The organism is Pseudomonas sp. MF6396, from assembly GCF_002018915.1.
In the GTDB taxonomy this organism is placed as follows: domain Bacteria; phylum Pseudomonadota; class Gammaproteobacteria; order Pseudomonadales; family Pseudomonadaceae; genus Aquipseudomonas; species Aquipseudomonas palmensis.
The window spans coordinates 24,775-41,512 of sequence record NZ_MVOK01000006.1; the positions used below are offsets into that span (position 1 = coordinate 24,775).

Annotated in this window: 26 protein-coding genes, 1 tRNA gene and 1 pseudogene; 11 read left to right on the forward strand and 17 right to left on the reverse strand. The window is 61.5% G+C overall.

Annotated elements, in window-relative coordinates; all coding sequences use genetic code 11:
* Window positions 1–182: 182 nt before the first annotated feature.
* The 9 genes from MF6396_RS07655 to MF6396_RS07695 form a co-directional block, all read right to left on the reverse strand.
* Window positions 183–788 carry a hypothetical protein gene (locus MF6396_RS07655; RefSeq protein WP_078480015.1) on the reverse strand — a complete coding sequence of 202 codons (606 nt, stop codon included), beginning with the start codon at window positions 786–788 and terminating at the stop codon, window positions 183–185.
* A complete protein-coding gene (locus tag MF6396_RS07660) occupies window positions 785–1,552 on the reverse strand; it encodes a BRO-N domain-containing protein (RefSeq protein WP_078480016.1) in 768 nt (255 codons plus the stop codon). Before MF6396_RS07660 ends, MF6396_RS07655 begins: the two co-directional genes overlap by 4 nt.
* A complete protein-coding gene (locus MF6396_RS07665) occupies window positions 1,549–1,845 on the reverse strand; it encodes a hypothetical protein (protein ID WP_078480017.1) in 297 nt (98 codons plus the stop codon). Before MF6396_RS07665 ends, MF6396_RS07660 begins: the two co-directional genes overlap by 4 nt.
* A complete protein-coding gene (locus MF6396_RS07670; protein WP_078480018.1) occupies window positions 1,839–2,138 on the reverse strand; it encodes a hypothetical protein in 300 nt (99 codons plus the stop codon). The genes MF6396_RS07665 and MF6396_RS07670 overlap by 7 nt, the downstream gene beginning before the upstream one ends.
* Window positions 2,135–2,401: a hypothetical protein gene (locus MF6396_RS07675; protein WP_078480019.1), complete on the reverse strand. Its 267-nt coding sequence runs from the start codon at window positions 2,399–2,401 to the stop codon at window positions 2,135–2,137. The genes MF6396_RS07670 and MF6396_RS07675 overlap by 4 nt, the downstream gene beginning before the upstream one ends.
* Complete coding sequence (locus MF6396_RS07680; RefSeq protein WP_078480020.1) at window positions 2,398–2,709, reverse strand: hypothetical protein; 312 nt, start codon at window positions 2,707–2,709, stop codon at window positions 2,398–2,400. The genes MF6396_RS07675 and MF6396_RS07680 overlap by 4 nt, the downstream gene beginning before the upstream one ends.
* Window positions 2,706–3,023 (reverse strand): hypothetical protein, encoded by a 318-nt coding sequence (locus MF6396_RS07685; RefSeq protein ID WP_238596419.1) that lies wholly within the window; start codon window positions 3,021–3,023, stop codon window positions 2,706–2,708. The genes MF6396_RS07680 and MF6396_RS07685 overlap by 4 nt, the downstream gene beginning before the upstream one ends.
* A gap of 128 nt (window positions 3,024–3,151) precedes the next feature.
* Window positions 3,152–3,679: a KilA-N domain-containing protein gene (locus MF6396_RS07690; RefSeq protein WP_078480021.1), complete on the reverse strand. Its 528-nt coding sequence runs from the start codon at window positions 3,677–3,679 to the stop codon at window positions 3,152–3,154.
* The gene (locus tag MF6396_RS07695) at window positions 3,676–3,960 is read right to left on the reverse strand and encodes a Cro/CI family transcriptional regulator (RefSeq protein ID WP_078480022.1); all 285 of its coding nucleotides are present in this window, start codon (window positions 3,958–3,960) and stop codon (window positions 3,676–3,678) included. The genes MF6396_RS07690 and MF6396_RS07695 overlap by 4 nt, the downstream gene beginning before the upstream one ends.
* A 107-nt stretch (window positions 3,961–4,067) precedes the next feature.
* Here MF6396_RS07695 and MF6396_RS07700 point away from each other — a divergent pair, with 107 nt between their 5' ends.
* From MF6396_RS07700 to MF6396_RS07735, 8 genes and pseudogenes are all read left to right on the forward strand, one after another.
* The gene (locus MF6396_RS07700; protein ID WP_078480023.1) at window positions 4,068–4,832 is read left to right on the forward strand and encodes a LexA family transcriptional regulator; all 765 of its coding nucleotides are present in this window, start codon (window positions 4,068–4,070) and stop codon (window positions 4,830–4,832) included.
* Between the two features lie 81 nt (window positions 4,833–4,913).
* Window positions 4,914–5,294 carry a response regulator transcription factor gene (locus MF6396_RS07705; protein ID WP_078480024.1) on the forward strand — a complete coding sequence of 127 codons (381 nt, stop codon included), beginning with the start codon at window positions 4,914–4,916 and terminating at the stop codon, window positions 5,292–5,294.
* An 80-nt stretch (window positions 5,295–5,374) separates the two neighbouring features.
* Complete coding sequence (locus MF6396_RS07710) at window positions 5,375–5,623, forward strand: hypothetical protein (RefSeq protein ID WP_078480025.1); 249 nt, start codon at window positions 5,375–5,377, stop codon at window positions 5,621–5,623.
* The gene (locus tag MF6396_RS07715) at window positions 5,620–6,447 is read left to right on the forward strand and encodes an SPFH domain-containing protein (RefSeq protein ID WP_078480026.1); all 828 of its coding nucleotides are present in this window, start codon (window positions 5,620–5,622) and stop codon (window positions 6,445–6,447) included. The genes MF6396_RS07710 and MF6396_RS07715 overlap by 4 nt, the downstream gene beginning before the upstream one ends.
* Before the next feature lie 53 nt (window positions 6,448–6,500).
* A pseudogene (gene csrA, locus MF6396_RS28985) lies at window positions 6,501–6,680 on the forward strand (carbon storage regulator CsrA); the annotation flags it as partial.
* A 175-nt stretch (window positions 6,681–6,855) separates the two neighbouring features.
* Window positions 6,856–7,056 carry a hypothetical protein gene (locus MF6396_RS07725; protein ID WP_078480028.1) on the forward strand — a complete coding sequence of 67 codons (201 nt, stop codon included), beginning with the start codon at window positions 6,856–6,858 and terminating at the stop codon, window positions 7,054–7,056.
* On the forward strand, window positions 7,040–7,414 hold the full coding sequence (locus MF6396_RS07730; protein WP_078480029.1) for a hypothetical protein: 375 nt from the start codon (window positions 7,040–7,042) through the stop codon (window positions 7,412–7,414). The genes MF6396_RS07725 and MF6396_RS07730 overlap by 17 nt, the downstream gene beginning before the upstream one ends.
* Window positions 7,411–7,659 carry a helix-turn-helix transcriptional regulator gene (locus MF6396_RS07735; RefSeq protein ID WP_078480030.1) on the forward strand — a complete coding sequence of 83 codons (249 nt, stop codon included), beginning with the start codon at window positions 7,411–7,413 and terminating at the stop codon, window positions 7,657–7,659. The genes MF6396_RS07730 and MF6396_RS07735 overlap by 4 nt, the downstream gene beginning before the upstream one ends.
* A gap of 2 nt (window positions 7,660–7,661) precedes the next feature.
* On the opposite strand, the gene MF6396_RS07740 is transcribed toward MF6396_RS07735, so the two are convergent.
* The 6 genes from MF6396_RS07740 to dapA form a co-directional block, all read right to left on the reverse strand.
* Window positions 7,662–8,639, reverse strand: coding sequence for a site-specific integrase (locus MF6396_RS07740; protein ID WP_161493027.1), 978 nt, complete (start codon window positions 8,637–8,639; stop codon window positions 7,662–7,664).
* Window positions 8,640–8,747: 108 nt separating this feature from the next.
* A tRNA-Ser gene (locus tag MF6396_RS07745) sits at window positions 8,748–8,837 on the reverse strand.
* Between the two features lie 92 nt (window positions 8,838–8,929).
* Window positions 8,930–9,640: a phosphoribosylaminoimidazolesuccinocarboxamide synthase gene (gene purC, locus MF6396_RS07750; protein ID WP_010223163.1), complete on the reverse strand. Its 711-nt coding sequence runs from the start codon at window positions 9,638–9,640 to the stop codon at window positions 8,930–8,932.
* A gap of 30 nt (window positions 9,641–9,670) precedes the next feature.
* Complete coding sequence (locus MF6396_RS07755) at window positions 9,671–10,429, reverse strand: MBL fold metallo-hydrolase (protein WP_043864220.1); 759 nt, start codon at window positions 10,427–10,429, stop codon at window positions 9,671–9,673.
* Window positions 10,430–11,545, reverse strand: coding sequence for an outer membrane protein assembly factor BamC (gene bamC / locus MF6396_RS07760; RefSeq protein ID WP_078480032.1), 1,116 nt, complete (start codon window positions 11,543–11,545; stop codon window positions 10,430–10,432).
* A gap of 17 nt (window positions 11,546–11,562) precedes the next feature.
* Window positions 11,563–12,441, reverse strand: coding sequence for a 4-hydroxy-tetrahydrodipicolinate synthase (gene dapA / locus MF6396_RS07765; RefSeq protein WP_043864222.1), 879 nt, complete (start codon window positions 12,439–12,441; stop codon window positions 11,563–11,565).
* A 260-nt stretch (window positions 12,442–12,701) separates the two neighbouring features.
* On the opposite strand from dapA, the gene MF6396_RS07770 reads away from it, so the two are divergent.
* Entirely contained in the window at window positions 12,702–13,262 is a 561-nt protein-coding gene (locus MF6396_RS07770; protein ID WP_043864223.1) for a glycine cleavage system protein R, read from the forward strand.
* 11 nt (window positions 13,263–13,273) lie between these two features.
* Window positions 13,274–13,747, forward strand: a complete 474-nt coding sequence (locus MF6396_RS07775; protein ID WP_043864224.1) for a peroxiredoxin — start codon at window positions 13,274–13,276, stop codon at window positions 13,745–13,747.
* 30 nt (window positions 13,748–13,777) lie between these two features.
* Here MF6396_RS07775 and MF6396_RS07780 read toward each other — a convergent pair whose 3' ends face one another.
* Together MF6396_RS07780 and MF6396_RS07785 are read right to left on the reverse strand one after the other, a co-directional pair.
* Entirely contained in the window at window positions 13,778–14,848 is a 1,071-nt protein-coding gene (locus tag MF6396_RS07780; RefSeq protein WP_043864225.1) for an AI-2E family transporter, read from the reverse strand.
* Window positions 14,849–14,871: 23 nt separating this feature from the next.
* The gene (locus tag MF6396_RS07785; protein ID WP_043864226.1) at window positions 14,872–15,111 is read right to left on the reverse strand and encodes a sulfurtransferase TusA family protein; all 240 of its coding nucleotides are present in this window, start codon (window positions 15,109–15,111) and stop codon (window positions 14,872–14,874) included.
* Window positions 15,112–15,239: 128 nt separating this feature from the next.
* Here MF6396_RS07785 and MF6396_RS07790 point away from each other — a divergent pair, with 128 nt between their 5' ends.
* Complete coding sequence (locus MF6396_RS07790) at window positions 15,240–16,673, forward strand: M48 family metalloprotease (protein ID WP_078480033.1); 1,434 nt, start codon at window positions 15,240–15,242, stop codon at window positions 16,671–16,673.
* The last annotated feature ends 65 nt before the right edge of the window (window positions 16,674–16,738 follow it).

Consider the following 16,738-nt stretch of genomic DNA (forward strand, 5'->3'; position numbering starts at 1 on the left):
TAGCTCTCGGCCATTGCCAGGCCCTGCGCCTCCAGCGAGGCGCGGTAGTCCTTGGCAGATCCGTACAGAACCCAGCGCTCGCGCTCTGGCAGGCCACGGAAGGTGGAATATCTCGGCCAGGGGCCTGTAATGATCGAGGCGCCAGCGCGCTGCTGGAGCGCCTGGGGGGGGGGTAGACGGTTTCATTGCAGAGTCTCCGAGCCAAGACCGGTGATCCTGGCGGCGTGCTGACCCAAGTCGGTCAGCGATCCGCCAGCCAGGCGACGTACAAGGATGTCCAGCGCAGTAGTGGCGTTGATCGCCTCTACCGACACTGTCGCCGTGATCTGCGCGTTATCAGCGGCCAGGGTTGCAGTGGTACCAAGCCTGACCTTGTCGACTGCGTTGAACGCTGCGCAGGCCAGCTCCAGGTTGCTCAAATGGCTATACCCGTCAGGCGGGGTCGGCCTGATAAGCGCCTCGGCTATCGGGATCAGTTGATCCGGATAAGGCGCGCCCTCAAGCAAATGCCGCCTCATGGCCTTCCAGTGGTCTTGAGCCACGACAGCCGCGTCATGACCAGTCTTCCGGTTGAACAGCACCTTGAGCCCCCAGAAGGCCCGAATGAGGTCGATGTGTGTGTCGTCCTCTTTCTCGATGTGGTACTCGGGCTCGTCGATCACGTCGAGCGTGTCCTTGATGACCTCGAAGCACTTCAGCAGCAAGGCCGCGTCTGTGTACTTGCGGAAAGCTTCTTCACTGATCACTTCAGTCTCAGCCGGCGCGGGGAAATTGAGAACGTTGCTCATGGGTGCACCTTCTGGACCAGGCGGAACCGGCCCTCAAAATATGGGTGGGTCGCCTGGGTGGCGGTGACCATCGTTGATTCGGAGACGAAGCGGTGGAAAGTGGCGGTGACATGGCTCTTCGACCAGACCAGGTACTGCGAGCCGAGAGCTTCCTCGTGGCCATTGCGTACCATGCCGGCCGGGTTTGGCTGGTTGGGCCAGACCTTGAGCACATAGTCCACAACCGCGCCGGACAGCCCGTGCCGCTTGAGCATCGTTTCCTTGATGCGGGTGAGCGACTGGCAGTTCTGCGGGCAGTGGTCCCAGACCATAGTCTGGCTGAGCTCATCCATACGGTGCTCGACACGCTCCAGTGCCACCTGCTGCTCGGCCTGCTGGCGTTCGAGCGTGACCATCGTCTGCGCCTGCGCCAGCAGTTGCTCAGCAGGCGTCATCGGTCGCTGATAGCTGCCCGTCTTGCGAATCGATGGGATTACCTCCCCCGCCACCCACATCTGCAGTGGAAGAGCCCCTGGCTTGTCGGATCGCCCGAGGAAGAAGTACAAGCCCTGCTCGCTCACCACGGCCATCTGCTGGCTACCGGAGGGGGTCACAACGGATGTGACCCCTCTCCACTGCTCAGGTACGTGCTCAATGCGACTGGTACCGTTCCACACGTACCCCAACTGCTCGGCAACGTCCTTCGCTACGAACCAAGGCTCGCCAATGTCATCGGTCACCACGCGAACAAGGGCGCCCTTGAAGCTGAATGGGACCAGGTTCATGCCGCACCTCCCACGTCCTTTGCGTTATGACTGGCGGCTGCATTTCGGTTTGGATAGAGGAAGTTGCGCGTCGAGAGCACGACGGCCTCCATCTGACGCTCAAGCTCACCGACCACGGGATTAGAGAACCCGCCAAGGTCAGGGACCACATGCGCCCAATAGAGGGACTTGATAACCCGGAATGCCTCACGAGCCTCGTTGAAACGGGCGATTTCCTCAGGGGTGATGATTACGTCCTGCAAGAGCTCGCCCGCAGATGGGGCCGTCGTGGAGTTGGCCCTAGTGATCAGCATGCCGCACCTCCTGCGCCACGTTTTGGTGAGGTCCGTTTTTGTGGCGCGGAACTGGCCAGACGCTCCAGCAAGGCTTCTCGCATACAGTCGAAGCCATTGGCCTGGTCCATCGCCGCGTAGACGCCAAGATCCAGAAGGCGCGCAGCATCCGTGTGTCGGCCTACCCCGGGGCGCGCAGCCTTTAAAAGCGCCTCAAGCTGGTTGATGGTGTCAACCGCTGCGGCGAGCTGGTCAATTGCATCGTGCGCGACAGCCACTGCAACGTCGCGAGAATCAGCGATTGCGATGCTCATGCGGCACCTCCAGCCGGATCGACGCCAGCGTGAGCTGAGTAGACGAGCGCCAGAGCGCTCTCGGCGGCGTAGTACACGAGAGTGGCGTGATGAGTCACGGCCTGCTCCTGCATCAGCTCGCGCAGGCCAGCGACCACTGCCTCCAGGCGATCGGTAGCAGCATCCAAGGATTCGTGTACTGGTATCCCGCCCGAGGCCTCCAGCACATCGTGGAGACCGTAAGTAGCGAACGGGCTGGCAAGGGTTTGGGGGTGCTTGCTCATGCCGACACCTCCGCACCACAAGCTGGCGAGGTTTTGTTTTGTGGCGCGGGAACTTCTGCCAGCTCGAAGGCCGTAACGCTTGAGTCGATCAGTGCCTTCGCCTGGCTTGCTAGGGCCCGGATTGCAAAAGCCACGTGGCAGCTTTCTTCGATCTGAACAAGCTGACCAAGCAGGTCTTCGACTGAAGACAGGCTTGCACTAGCCAAGTTGAGGGCGTCGGCGCAACTGACGCCGGGCACTGTTGCGAAGAAGAATTCCCGGCCGTTCTGGCCGAACGTGCTGGAGGAGGTTACAAGTGGCGAGGTCATGGCTGAACCTCCCACTTCTCCAGGGCAACCTGCGCGCTGCGGTTCAACGTGTTCGCGGCATCGGCCAGGAACGCCAGCGCCCTGAGCTCATTCACGCGAATGTCCTCTCCCAAGTTGGCTGCAAGCGCAAGTCTGTGCGTGAGCTGGTGTATGCCCTCCGTGAGCCCCACGGCCAGGGTTAGCCCGTCCATAAAATTAACGTCGGCATTGATGCGAAAGACCGCATCACCCTCGAACTCATGGGCACCGAAATCCATCGGGCGCAGCAGGGGTAGTTGCGCTGCAAGTGGGGTTTTGCTATTTTTTGGGTGCATGAATTCGTCTCCTTACGACGAAGATTCAAAAAGTCCCTTGCCTGGGACGGTTAAAGAGCCCGCCTGCGAAGCGGGCTTTTTGTTGCGCGCGATTCAGCCGCTCAACAAAAACAGGGATGGGCAGGCCTTCATGGCAGCGCCTGCTTTGTGAAGTTGGTGTTTGGGTCGCTGAGGCCCAGGGTCATTTGCAGCAGTTGGCGGCCGCGTTCGATTTCGCCAAGCAGCACAGGCTCGTCTCGCTTCCACTGGTTGAGCCCTTGACCATGCAAACTGGCCAGAGCCTTGCGATCGTCATACTTGCGGCACACGCGGTGAAAATCTTCCAGAGCGGATGGTTCACCATGGAGCAGCCGGTCAATCTGCTCGTCGCACCAAATTTCAAAGTCGACCGATAGCCATTTGGCGAACTTGACGGCCAGCTTCGGACTGATCCAAGTACCGCCGCCACGATCCAACCGAGCCCGGCTTCTCCGTACATACGGGATTTTCCCGTATCTACGCTCAAGGCCTTTTAGGTAACGCTGGGTATCGGGCAGGCGAATCCATTCATACGGATCGCGCCCGAAACTCTGCGCGATACGGGTAGCGTTCAACCAACCGGCCGCATCGAAGTCAACCTGGCGACCCTCGTAATCGAGCCTGATCACGTTGTTCACTGCGCACCTCCAGCACTGGATGGATTAACAGGTACTTCAAGACCTGACGACTCAGACCCTGCGGGATTACTATTTGTCCGCCAGCCAGTTGATGGCAGCCGACGCTGCCCAGGAAATGGCTTTTCTTCAACGGCGCGAACAGCGCCATCGGGCGTGACGATCACAAAAATGGATCGCCCCTGACGAATAGCCTTGCTCAGTGAGCCCTGGCTCATTCCAAGTTTTTCCGCCGTCTTGGCATGCCGTTTGGCTGCATACTCAGCAAGAGGGATTCGCTGCACTGGATTGGCTCCAAGATCTTGTGTTGCTTTTATAGTGCTGGCGGGATTTTTTAAAGTCAATCCTTGCGGGATTTGAATTCAAATGCCGCTCGACATAAGGTCGCCTCATGAAAAAGAAAACCCTGTCTCCAGAGCGGCTTCACGAGTGCGCTGCACTCAAATCGATCTTCATGGAAAAGCGCAAAGAGCTTGGATTGACCCAAGAAAAGGCAGCAGAAGCGCTGGGCATGAATCAGGGCTCGTTCAGTCATTACCTAAACGGTAGAAACGCCCTGAACGTCGAGTTTGCCGCTAACGTAGCCAGGCTTTTAGGCGTACCTGTTTCGAGCTTTAGCCCGCGCCTGGCCGGCGTTATCGATCTGATGGGGGAGGCCAATGCCTCACTGTCAGAGCGTGCGTATGAGCACGTGATGGCCTTTGCCGAGATATCGGGATCGAACGTGGTGCCAACGAAGCAACCATGGAAAGCAGCAAGGAGCTATCCATTGATAAGCTGGATTGCGGCAGGAGATAAGGCGGAGTCGCCAGACAGCTATCGCGCAGGCCGCGCAGAAGAATTCATCGACTCCACAGAAAACGCCGGGGATGCTGGTTACTGGCTTGAGGTTAGAGGTCCGTCCATGACGTCCCAGACGAACCCCAGTTTTCCAGAAGGGACCAAAATATTGGTCAGGCCGGAAGGCTTCGACCTGATTAGCGGAAAATTTTACGTTGCCAGGCACCGCGACGGAGAGAAAACCTTCAAACAGTATCTGTACGACGCAGGGTCGGAGTATCTGATCCCGCTAAACGCTGCATACAAACCTGTAGAAATTGACGGTGATTGGGAAATCATCGGACGTGTTGTCGACGCAAAAATCCCAGGACTATAAAATTAATCCCGCAAGGATTGACATCTACCAATCCCGCCAGCACTATACCTCCATCTTCAGCGAAGCATGGAGCGTCACCTCATGGAATTTGTCATTGTTGGCTCATGGCGCGGAAATCTCGGCCTTGGACTGGCTGAGCGAGAGCTAGCTTGCTTGGTAGCTGTAGCTGCCGGCCATACTGACAAAGAGATCGCCCTGCGCGATGGCCTTTCCCCTCGCTCCATCAAAGGACGCATCGAGGCCGCTATGCACAAGCTTGGCGTTTACAGGCGCCCAGCCCTCGTCGCTGAAGCCATTCGGCGCGGCCTGATCTCCCCAGCGATCCTCGCGCTGTGCGCCGTCCTTGTCGGCCAGTCCATCACCAGCACCGAAGAATTCACCCGCATCCGCCGACCAGGCGAGCGCAGCTTTGCTGCATCCAGAATCTACCGGCGCGCCGAGTGCGCCTCGGCGGTGGCATGACTCCCGCGCTGACTTAACCCAACCCTGATTTTTGCGAAAGCCAACAACGCGGCGGGCCTTTGCTCGCCCTGGAGAAAGTGATGAAGCAACCCACGATCAGAACCCTTGATCTGTCGATTTCCCTGGTATGCGCCCTGCTCTACCTGGCCGTGTCGCTGGCGGTCCTGCGCTTCATTGCGCCGGCATTCATCAGCAGTCAATCCACCGATCTGGTGCTGCTCGGCTTCGCCCTTGTCGCCATCTGGCTGACCGGGTCGGCTGTCGGGGCCTACCACCTTTTCAAAAAACGCCGCACTCCAGCGGCAACCACCAAAGAGGAAAACCTATGAAGCGGATCGCCGCCGTTGCAATGCTGTGCCTGCTCGCTATCACCGCAGGCTGCTCCAAGGTCCCTGCCGGCTACACGGGCGTGATCGTCAACCTGATGGGCAGCGACAAGGGCGTGGCGCCCACGGAAACCAGCGTGGGCTACAAGTGGCTGACCTGGAACGAGGAGCTGTTCCTGTTCCCGACGTTCAACCAGAACATCAACATCGGCGCAGTGACGTTCCAGGACAAGGACGGCATGAAGATCAGCACACCGATCGGCATGACCCTGCGTGCCAAGCCTGGGTCAGCACCGCTGCTGTTCCAGACCTACCGAAAATCCATGGACGAGATCGTCCAGGTCAACGTGCCGCAGGTGATCCGCACTGCCTTCAACAACACCGCGTCGAAGCTCACCGCCGAAGAGATCTACGGGCCAAACAAGGAGCGATTCCTGAAGGACGTTGAAAGCCGCGTGCGCGACCACTTCGACAGCCGAGGCATCGTGGTCGAGAGCCTGTACTTGAACGGAGAGATCGGCCTGCCAGAGAAGGTGGTGGCCGCGCTGAACCTGAAGATCGAGGCGACGCAAAAAACGGCTCAGCGCCAGAACGAGGTGGCCCAGGTAATCGCCGAAGCTGACAAGGCGCGTGAGGAGGCCAAGGGCCTGAAGGACGCAGCGGTACTGCGCGCTCAGGGTGAGGCCGAGTCACTGAACATCCGGGGCGAGGCACTACGGAAGAACCCTGGCGTGGTAGAGCTCAATGCGATCGAGAAGTGGGACGGCAAGCTGCCGGTGTACATGACCAGCGGCACGGCCACCCCATTCATCGGTGTAGGCAAGTAACCCCAAGGGGGTGGTTACGTCGACCACCCCACTACTCGGCAGGGAGTTGAACCATGTTGATTTTGAGTCGCCGCACTGGCGAAACCATCCGCATCAATGACGACATCAGCGTGACGGTGGTTGCCGTCAGCGGCATGCAGACACGCCTCGGCATAGAAGCGCCAGCAGGTGTTGCCATCCACCGCCAGGAGATCTACGACAAGATCCAGGCCCAGGGCGATGCACACCCAGCGCGCCCAGCCCGCGCTGCCGCCAGCATCGATCCGGTTGACCTGTTCATCAAGCTGAATCCCGCTGACCTTCCCGAGGAGTACATGACGAAAGGCCGCGGCAGCTTTGTCGATGTGTCCACTCGTGCGCGCTACGAGATGTTCCTGGCGGGCTACCAGGCCGCTCAAGGGGGACGCCATGCCGACGCTTGAGCAAGCAGCCCGGCAGCGTAGCGAGATCGGCGATCTTGGTCAGCGCCTGGTTCGCCTCGGCCAAGCACTGCAGGAAGGCAGCACCACCGTTGGTGACTTGACCCGCCTGGCCACTGCCTGCGGCATCAAGTTACACATGCGAGTGGTGGCCGACACGGAGGGTGCCAGAAATGCGCACGCTCGCTGATATGGCGCTCTGCCGAGCTCGCGGGCGCATTCATTCGGTTCAGTCCAGGGCTTCGGCCAGGCCGCCAGCGAAAACCGCTTCCGCGAGCGCTGTTGGCGCCCGCCCGGAAGTTGTGGCGAGCGGCCCGATCAATCGCTTCATGTTTCTAGAGGGGCGCAGCTGGGCTATCGACCTGGTCGGTTGCCTGAGGGGATATCCGGTCGGGGTGGTGATTGATCGCCTTTCTGGGGCGACTGTCGGCCGGCCAGGCAGCTATGTGGCCGGGATCAAGTCGGTGATCGCCGATCTACAGGCTGCTGACGCGACAGATTCACGTGACAACCAGAACCTGACGCGTCAGGTCGGGAGGAAAGAGTGAGCGAAGAAACCGAGGTGCTGACGGTAGAAGGTCTGGCCAAGCTGCTGGGCCGCACCGAGGCGTCGATCAGGGAAGGGATTCGCCGCGGTGTGCCATGGCTGCCCAAGAGCTTCAAGATGGGTAACCGGCATTGCTGGCTGAAAGAGGACGTGCGCAAGTTCCTGCGCGAGTTCAGGGATGGAGAGCACCAGAAGACGAAGCCGGGGCGGAAGCGGAAAGAACCGCCGTCTCTCCGGGTTGCCTGACCTCAGCCGAGCTTTTCGGCGAGGTCCTGTGGGCTGAGGTGCGTGTAGCGTTTGAGCATCGCGAGGGTCTTATGGCCGGTGATACTCGCGACTTCCATCATAGTGAAGCCGCGCTCGAAGAAACGACTGGTCGCCTCGTGGCGCAGGTCGTGAAGGCGTAGGCCTTCAATCCCAGCAGCCTCGCAGGCCCTGGGGAAGTAGTTACTGATTGTGTTGAGCGCCAGGCTGAAATATCGACCGCCACCGATTGGCGTGGGCAACCCCTCAAGTAAGGCAATCGCCCGAGAAGACAGTGGCACAGCGCGACGCTCGCCGTTCTTCGTGTCCTCCAGGTAGGCAACCTTGCCGCGCACCTGGTCCCGGCGCAGCAGTAGAAGTTCCGACCGACGCATTGCCGTCTCCACCGCCAGCTCGATAAACACTGGGAGCTGGGCATTCATCTGGCCTGCAGCCTTGTAGAGAGCCGCGAGCTCCGCCGGCGTCGGCCGCCTATCCCGCTCCTTGCTCCCCTTCGGCATCCGGATCGCCCTACACGGGTTCGTCAGCCCCTCGATGCCCCACTCCTTGGTGGCCACCGTGTAGAGGTGGCTGATCACCGCCAGGTTGAGCCGGACGGTTGCCGAAGACTTCCCTTCCTTCAGTTCAGCATCGCGGTACGCGGCCATGTCGCTCGAGCGGATAGCAGCCAGGCCCTTGCTGGCCAGCTTGTGCTCCTTCCACTTCTTGATGCGGACCTCTTCCTGCCGGGCGCCCTTCTTCGTAGAGGTAACCTCTGCCAGGTAACGGTCCAAGGCCTCGGCCAGGGTGGTGCTCTCGGCCTCGCGCATGTCGACGAATCGCGCACGCGACATATCGCCTTCAACCTCAGCAGCCCAGCGCTGGGCTTCTGACTTGGTGTCGAAGGTCGCGGAAAGGGTTGGATATCCTTTGCGGCGGATCTGGGCGCGCCAGGCATCGCCGCGTTTCTCGTAGTAGGCCATGGGGGAATCATAGCGAATGCTTGGGGGAAGATCACGCTCCCCCATTCCCCCAAAATTCCCCCAAATGCAAAAAGCCCCGAGTGCTATAAGCGCTCGGGGCCTTGTATTTGGCGGAGAGATAGGGATTTGAACCCTAGGTACTGTTGCCAGTACAACGGATTTCGAATCCGTCCCGTTCGGCCACTCCGGCATCTCTCCAGTGGCGCGCATGATACCAGCAGTTTTCCCAAACGCAAAGCTTCTTGTGAAAAAAATTCGCGTGGTATCAGGCGCTTGCGTCAGTCACGCGCTTACAGCGGCACGCCCAGACGCTTGGCAACTTCTTCGTAGGCTTCGATCACGTCGCCCAGACCCTGACGGAAGCGGTCCTTGTCCATCTTCTTGCGGGTTTCCTTGTCCCACAGGCGGCAACCATCCGGGCTGAACTCGTCACCCAGCACGATCTCGCCATGGAACACGCCGAACTCGAGCTTGAAGTCCACCAGCAGCAGACCAGCGTCGTCGAACAGCTTGCTCAGCACTTCGTTGACCTTCAACGACAGCGCCTTCATTTTCACCAGCTGCTCGGCGGTGCCCCAGCCGAACGCAACCACGTGGGATTCATTGATGAACGGGTCGCCCTTCTCGTCGTTCTTGAGGAACAGCTCGAACGTCGACGGCTCCAGCTTGATGCCCTCCTCCACGCCCAGGCGCTTGACCAGGCTGCCGGCTGCGTAGTTGCGCACCACGCACTCGACCGGAATCATGTCGAGCTTCTTGACCAGGCATTCGTTGTCGCCCAGCAGCTTGTCGAACTGGGTTGGAATGCCGGCTTCTTCAAGCTTCTGCATGATGAAGGCGTTGAACTTGTTGTTCACCATGCCCTTGCGGTCGAGCTGTTCGATACGCTTGCCGTCGAACGCCGAGGTGTCGTTGCGAAACAGCAGGATCAAGCGGTCGGCGTCGTCGGTCTTGTACACCGACTTGGCTTTGCCGCGGTAGAGTTCTTCACGTTTTTCCATGATGGGCTCCGCTTGCTAAATTGAAATGGGCTAGGCGATTTCGCGCCAGTCGAGCCCGTAATCCTGATTCGCCACTTGCAGCCAGTCCGGGTCACACCCGAGGGCGTCGACGAAACATTGCCGGGCCAGCTGTGGCAGGTTGTTCTTGCTGCTGAGGTGGGCCAGCACCAGGTGCTGCAGGTTCTGCCAGCCCAACTCCGACACCAGGCGCGCGGCCTGGTGGTTGTTCAAATGTCCGTAGTCGCCACCCACGCGCTGCTTGAGGAACATCGGGTAATGCCCGCGGCCCAGCATGTCGCGACAATGGTTGGCTTCGATCAGCAAGGCGTCCAGGCCCTGATAGCTGTCGAGCAGGGCCGCGTCGTACGAGCCCAGGTCGGTCAGCACGCCAAACCGGCGGCGGCCATCGCTGAACACATACTGCAAGGGCTCCAGCGCATCGTGGCTGACGCCAACGGCGGCAATGCTCAATGCACCCAGCTGCAGGGTATCGCCAGCTGCCAGGAAGCCGCTGGGCTCCACGGGCTTGCGCATCCCGCGCAAGGTGCCACGACTGAGGTACACCGGCACATTGTAGCGCCGCGCCAGCAAACCCACCCCATGCACGTGGTCGGCATGCTCGTGGGTCACCAGCACCGCGCTCAACTGCGCCGCCGACACGCCGAGCAGCGCCAGACGCCGCTCGGTTTCGCGCAGGGAGAACCCGCAATCGACCAGTACGCAGGTACTGCCACTGACAATCAGCGTGCCATTTCCCTGGCTGCCACTTCCGAGTACGGCGAAGCGCACTTAACCCAGGTTGTCCTGGATGACGCTCAGCACGCGACGGGCCACATCGGCCGGGGCCACGGTGTTGATGTTCTTCTCGACCGTCACCTGCACGCTTTCACCCACCTTGCTCAGGCGTACCTGATAGCGCTCGGCGCGGGCTTCACGCTCTTCCTTGCTCGGCGCGCTGCCGAACAGGCGGCTGAAGAAACCAGGCTCCTGGTCCTTGGCCTCGGCTTTTTCGGCAAGGTTGATGTAGTACAGGCCCAGGCTGCGGTTGATATCCTCAACCCGCCATTCGCCCTGTTCCAGGGCACGGCCGACGCTGGACCACGCGCGATCGAGGTCGGCGCCCAGGTTCAGTACCGGGTTGCCGCTACCGTCTTCGCTCAGGCTGACACGGCTCGGGGTATCGAAGTCACGGGCCGCCAGCAGCGATACCGAACCGCCCTTCTCGGCGCTGCGGGTCATGCTGGCAAGCATTTCGTCGACCAGTGCAGCGTCCACACCGGTGTTCTCGGCGCGTGCCGGGAAGTCCTGTTCGGTGGCGCTGCCGGCAGCACGCTCGACGGTCACCACATAGACTTCACTGGTATTGCGCTGTACGCCCGGCTCGATGCGAACCCGGGCACGGATTTCATTGCTGCTGCTGCCTGCAACACCGCCCAGGCGCTGGGCCATGGACGCCGACAACTCGTCGAAACGCTGCCAGGTGGTGCTGAACTCGCCGGTCTGCGGGCGCTCTTCGGCGATGCGGAAGCCGTTGTCCTCGAAGAACTGGTGGGCCACCGGCCACACCTCCGCCGGGGCGCGCTGGGCCAGGACCCAACGCGAAGCGCCGCTCTTCTGCAGGCTGAAATCGCTGATGTCGGCACCTGCCGCCAACGGCTGTGGACGCGGCACTTCGAACTCGCCCTTGACGTTGTCGTCGGCGACGTTGCGCGGAATCGGCAGCAGCGGGTCAAGACGCTTGACGTTGCTGACATCCGGCGGCAGCTGCATCGGCGGCTTTTGAGTGGCCTCCAGATAATCGCTGCCCCGGTCACGGAAGTAACCCTCTTCGCCCCAGAGCCAGCCACAACCACTGGTGCTGGAGATGATCAAGGCAAGGGCGGAAAGACCAGCCAATCGCTTCATGCGGTGTACGTCCTCAATTAAAACTTCAGGCCGCACTGGCGCATGGCCTGGCGTACCGTATCGTGACAGGATTCGCTCAGCCAGGTCAGCGGCAGGCGGATGCCCTTGTGCATCAGACCCATTTCGACCAAAGCCCACTTCACCGGAATCGGGTTGGCTTCGACGAACAGGTCCTTGTGCAGGGGCATCAGTTTTTCGTTGATGGCGCGGGCCTCGTCGGCCTTGCCTTCGAGTGCGGCGTTGCACAGGTCGGCCATTTCGCGCGGGGCGACGTTGGCGGTCACCGAGATGTTGCCTTTACCGCCCAGCAGGATCAGTTCGACGGCGGTCGGATCATCGCCGGACAGCACGATGAAATCCTTGCTCACGCCATCCAGGATCGCCTTGGCACGCTTGAGGTCGCCGGTGGCTTCCTTGATGCCGATGATGTTCGGCACGCTCGAGAGACGGATCACGGTCTCGGCCTGCATGTCACAGGCGGTACGGCCGGGCACGTTGTAGAGGATCTGCGGGATGTCGACGGCTTCGGCAATGTGCTTGAAGTGCTGGTACAGGCCTTCCTGGGTCGGCTTGTTGTAGTAAGGCACCACCAGCAGGCAGGCGTCGGCACCGGCGTCCTTGGCATTGCGGGTCAGGTGCACTGCTTCGCTGGTGGAGTTGGCACCCGTACCGGCGATCACCGGAATACGGCCGTTGACCTGCTTGACCACGGCCTTGATGACTTCGATGTGCTCATTGACATCCAGGGTCGCCGATTCGCCGGTGGTACCGACCGCAACGATGGCGTGGGTGCCGTTTTCCAGGTGGAAGTCCACGAGTTTGCTGAGGCTGTCCCAGTCAAGACGCCCTTGTGCATCCATGGGTGTGACCAATGCCACCATACTGCCCGCAATCATGAAGCTGCTCCTGCCGGAAAAAGAGAGCGGTAATGGTACTGGCGCCACAGGGCTTGCACAAGCGAAGCAGGCGGCAGGAGCATTCCCCTCGGCGACCATTTTCGCTACCCTTCTCTCTTTGATCGGTACACAGCGGCCCGCCGGGCTGCCGACAACGCGCCCCGACAGTGCCCGAGCCCTCGATCCTGAGCCACGGAACCACGCCGACAAGCCTATTTGCCCCGTCACGTACCGACCGCTCATCGCTTTAGGAATGCTGCATGTCCACCCCCACCGTTCGCGAACAATTCCTTGTCATCAGTGCCCTGGGCGCAAACCCCATGGAACTGACCAACATTCTGTGCCGGGCCAGCAACGACAATCGCTGCTCGGTCGTCACCTCGCGCCTGACCCGCCACGGCGAGTGCAGCGCACTGGTGCTGCAGGTCACCGGTAGCTGGGACGCCCTGGCGCGTTTCGAAGCGGCGCTGCCGACCCTGGCCAAGAAGCACACCTTCACCGTGAATGTGGTGCGTAGCGCCGAACTCGAAGTGCGCCCGCTGTCGCTGCCCTACGTCGCCTATGTCAGTGCCGCGTACCGCCCCGACATCATCAACGAGCTGTGCCAGTTCTTCATCGACCACAACGTCGAGCTGGAGAACCTGACCTGCGACACCTATCAGGCACCACAGACCGGCGGCACCATGCTCAACGCCACGTTCACCGTGACCCTGCCGGCCGGCACCCAGATCAGCTGGCTGCGTGACCAGTTCCTGGACTTCTCCGACGCCCTGAACCTGGATGCGCTGATCGAACCGTGGCGCCCACAGAACCCCATGTAAGGAAACCCGCAATGGCCGTAGCACTCGACCAACCCGTCGCCGATTTCGAGGCGCAAGCCACCGGCGCCAAGACCGTCAGCCTGAGCGGCCTGAAGGGTCGCCAAGTGGTGATCTACTTCTACCCCAAGGACAGCACCCCGGGCTGCACCACCGAAGGCCAGGGCTTTCGCGACCAGTACGCGGCGTTCCAGGCGGCCAACACCGAGGTGTTCGGCGTATCGCGTGACGGGCTCAAGTCCCACGAGAACTTCAAGGCCAAGCAGGGCTTCCCGTTCGAGCTGATCAGCGACAAGGACGAAGCCCTGTGCCAGCTGTTCGACGTGATCAAGCTCAAGAAGCTGTACGGCAAGGAATACATGGGGGTGGACCGCAGCACCTTCCTGATCGACAGCGAGGGTGTGCTACGCAAGGAATGGCGCGGCGTGAAGGTGCCCGGGCATGTGGAAGCGGTGCTGGCGCAGGCGCAAGCATTGAACAAGGGCTGAAGCGCTTCGCCGGCGAAGCGTGCGCCGCGGCTAGAGCAGCGGCGCCACCACCGGCTCACGCCGCGGCCAGGCGTCGAGCACCGCCTTGAACAGCGTAGCCAGCGGGATCGCGAAGAAGATCCCCCAGAAGCCCCACAATCCGCCAAACAGCAGTACTGCGCAGATGATCGCCACCGGGTGCAGGCTGACCGCTTCGGAGAACAGCAGCGGCACCAGCACGTTGCCGTCCAGCGCCTGGATGATCGCGTACACCGCCATCAGGTAGATGAACTGGTCGCCCCAGCCCCACTGGAACAGGGCAATCAGGGTCACCGGTACGGTTACCACCACCGCCCCCACATACGGCACCACCACCGACAACCCCACCAGCAGCGCAAGCAGCGCCGCATAATTCAGGCCCAGTGCGATGAACGCGATGTAGGTGGCCACGCCGCAGATCAGGATCTCGATGCCCTTGCCGCGAATGTAGTTGGCGATCTGGCGGTTCATCTCCTCGGCCACGCGGGTCATCAGGGCCCGCTCGCGCGGCAGGTAGCCGCTGACCCAGCGCGCGATCTGCTCGCGGTCCTTGAGAAAGAAGAACACCAGGATCGGCACCAGCACCAGGTAGATCATGATGTTGACCAGCAACGGCAGGCTCGACAGCGAGAAGGTCAGCGCCCATTGACCGAACTTGCCGATCTCGCCGCGCATCGCCTCGATGGCCTGCAGCACCTGCTCATCCGAGACCAGATGCGGGTAGCGCTCCGGCAGCAGCAACAGCAGCGACTGCCACTTGCCAAGCATGCCCGGCAGTTCGTTGAACAGGGTGATCAACTGGTGCCAGAGCAACGGCACCAGCACCAGCAGGAACACCGCCAGCGCGCTCAGGAACAGCAGGAACACCAGCCCCACCGCCACCTTGCTGGGCACCCGCAGGCGCTCCAACGCATTGACCAGGCCCTGCATCAGGAACGCCAGCACCATGCCCGCCAGCACCGGAGCCAGCATGCCGCCCAGGGTCAGTATCGCGGTGAACCCCAGAAACAGCAGGACCGCCAGCACCACCGCTTCTTCATCCGAGAAATAGCGGTGCAGCCAGCCACGAAGCACTTTGAACATCGGTGATCCTTAAAAAGAAGGGTTCAGGCTTTCTTGAGCCAGTAGGTGTAGACCCCGGCGTCGGCCTGCTCATGCAGCAGCGTATGACCGGCCAGGCGGGCAAAAGTGCGGAAGTCGCGCTGCGAGCCGGCATCGGTGGCCACCACCTTGAGTACTGCACCACTGCCCAGGCGGTTGAGCTCCATCTTGGCCTTGAGCAACGGCAAGGGGCAATTCAGGCCGCTGGCATCCAGTTCGGCGTCGCAGGGTACGGCATCGGTCATCGGGCTTCTCCAGGCAGGTGCATGCCCACGGCAGGTAGCGGCATGCACAGACCTCGTAGGATACCGCCACTGGTCGTCAACGTGTGAGCCGGCTACAGTAAGGTTCTTTGTCGACCCGAGCTTCGTGCATGAATTTTCTGCGCCCTACCCTGCTGACGCTGGCTTGCCTGCTGGCTCTACCGAGCCATGCCGACGACCTGCCGTCACTCGGCGACGCCAGCTCGGCCATCGTTTCCCCGCAACAGGAACACCAACTGGGCCGCGCCTGGTTGAGCCTGCTGCGCGGCAACGTGCGCCAGCTGTCCGACCCCCAGCTCAAGGACTACGTCGAAACCAGCGTCTACCGCCTTGCCGAAACCAGCCAGCTGCAGGACCGGCGCCTGGAGTTCATCCTGATCGACAGCAAGGAACTCAACGCCTTCGCCGCCCCCGGCGGGATCGTGGGGGTCAACGGCGGCCTGTTCCTGAACGCCCAGACCGAGGGCGAGTACGCCTCGGTGCTGGCCCACGAACTGGCGCACTTGTCGCAACGCCACTTCGCCCGCGGCGTGGAAGCCCAGCAACGCATGCAACTGCCGATGATGGGCGCCCTGCTGGTGGGCATCATTGCCGCCGCTGCCGGGGCTGGCGATGCCGGCATCGCCGCGATTGCCGGCACCCAGGCCGCCGCCATCCAGGAACAACGGCGCTTCTCGCGCCAGAACGAACAGGAGGCCGACCGCATCGGCATCCTCAACCTGGAAAAGGCCGGCTACGATCCACGCAACATGCCGACCATGTTCGAACGGCTGATGCGCCAGTACCAGTACAGCGCCAAGCCACCGGAGTTTCTGCTGACTCACCCGGTTACCGAGTCGCGGGTCGCCGACACCCGCAACCGTGCCGAACAGTCCCCCAAGGGCGGTGTGGATGACAGCCTGCGCTACCAGTTGATTCGTGCACGCCTGCAACTGACCTACGAAGGCACGCCGGGCCTGGGTGCCAAGCGCTTCCGCGCCCTGCTGGACGAAAACCCCAACCTGGATGCGGCGCGTTACGGCCTGGCACTGGCGCAGATCAAGGGCGGCCAGCTCAACGAGGCCCGCGAGAGCCTCAAGCCCTTGCTCGCCAAGGCACCCAACGACATCACCTACAACCTTGCGCAGATCGACCTGGACGTCACCAACAACCGCCTGGCCGATGCCCAGCAACGGGTGGAGAAGATGCGAGCCCTGTACCCGGGCAACTACCCGCTGCAGCAGTCACGCATCGACCTGCTGCTCAAGCAGAACCGCCCGGCCGAGGCAGAGAAGGCGCTGGATGCGCTGCTCAAGAATCGGCCGCAAGACCCGGATGTCTGGTATGAGGTGGCGGAGGTTCGCGGCCTGTCGGGCAACACAATCGGCCTGCACCAGGCTCGCGCCGAGTACTTTGCCCTGGTGGGCGACTTCGACCAGGCCTTGCAGCAGCTCGACTACGCCAAGCAGCGGGCGGGCAACAACTTTGTGCTGTCGTCGAAGATCGATGCCCGTCAGCGCGAGCTGATGGAGCAGCAGCGGATGGTCAAGGACATGATGCGCTGACACGCATCAAGGTAGCGCGCACACCATATCGCGGGTCAGCCCCGCCCCCTTGTGGGAGCGGGCTC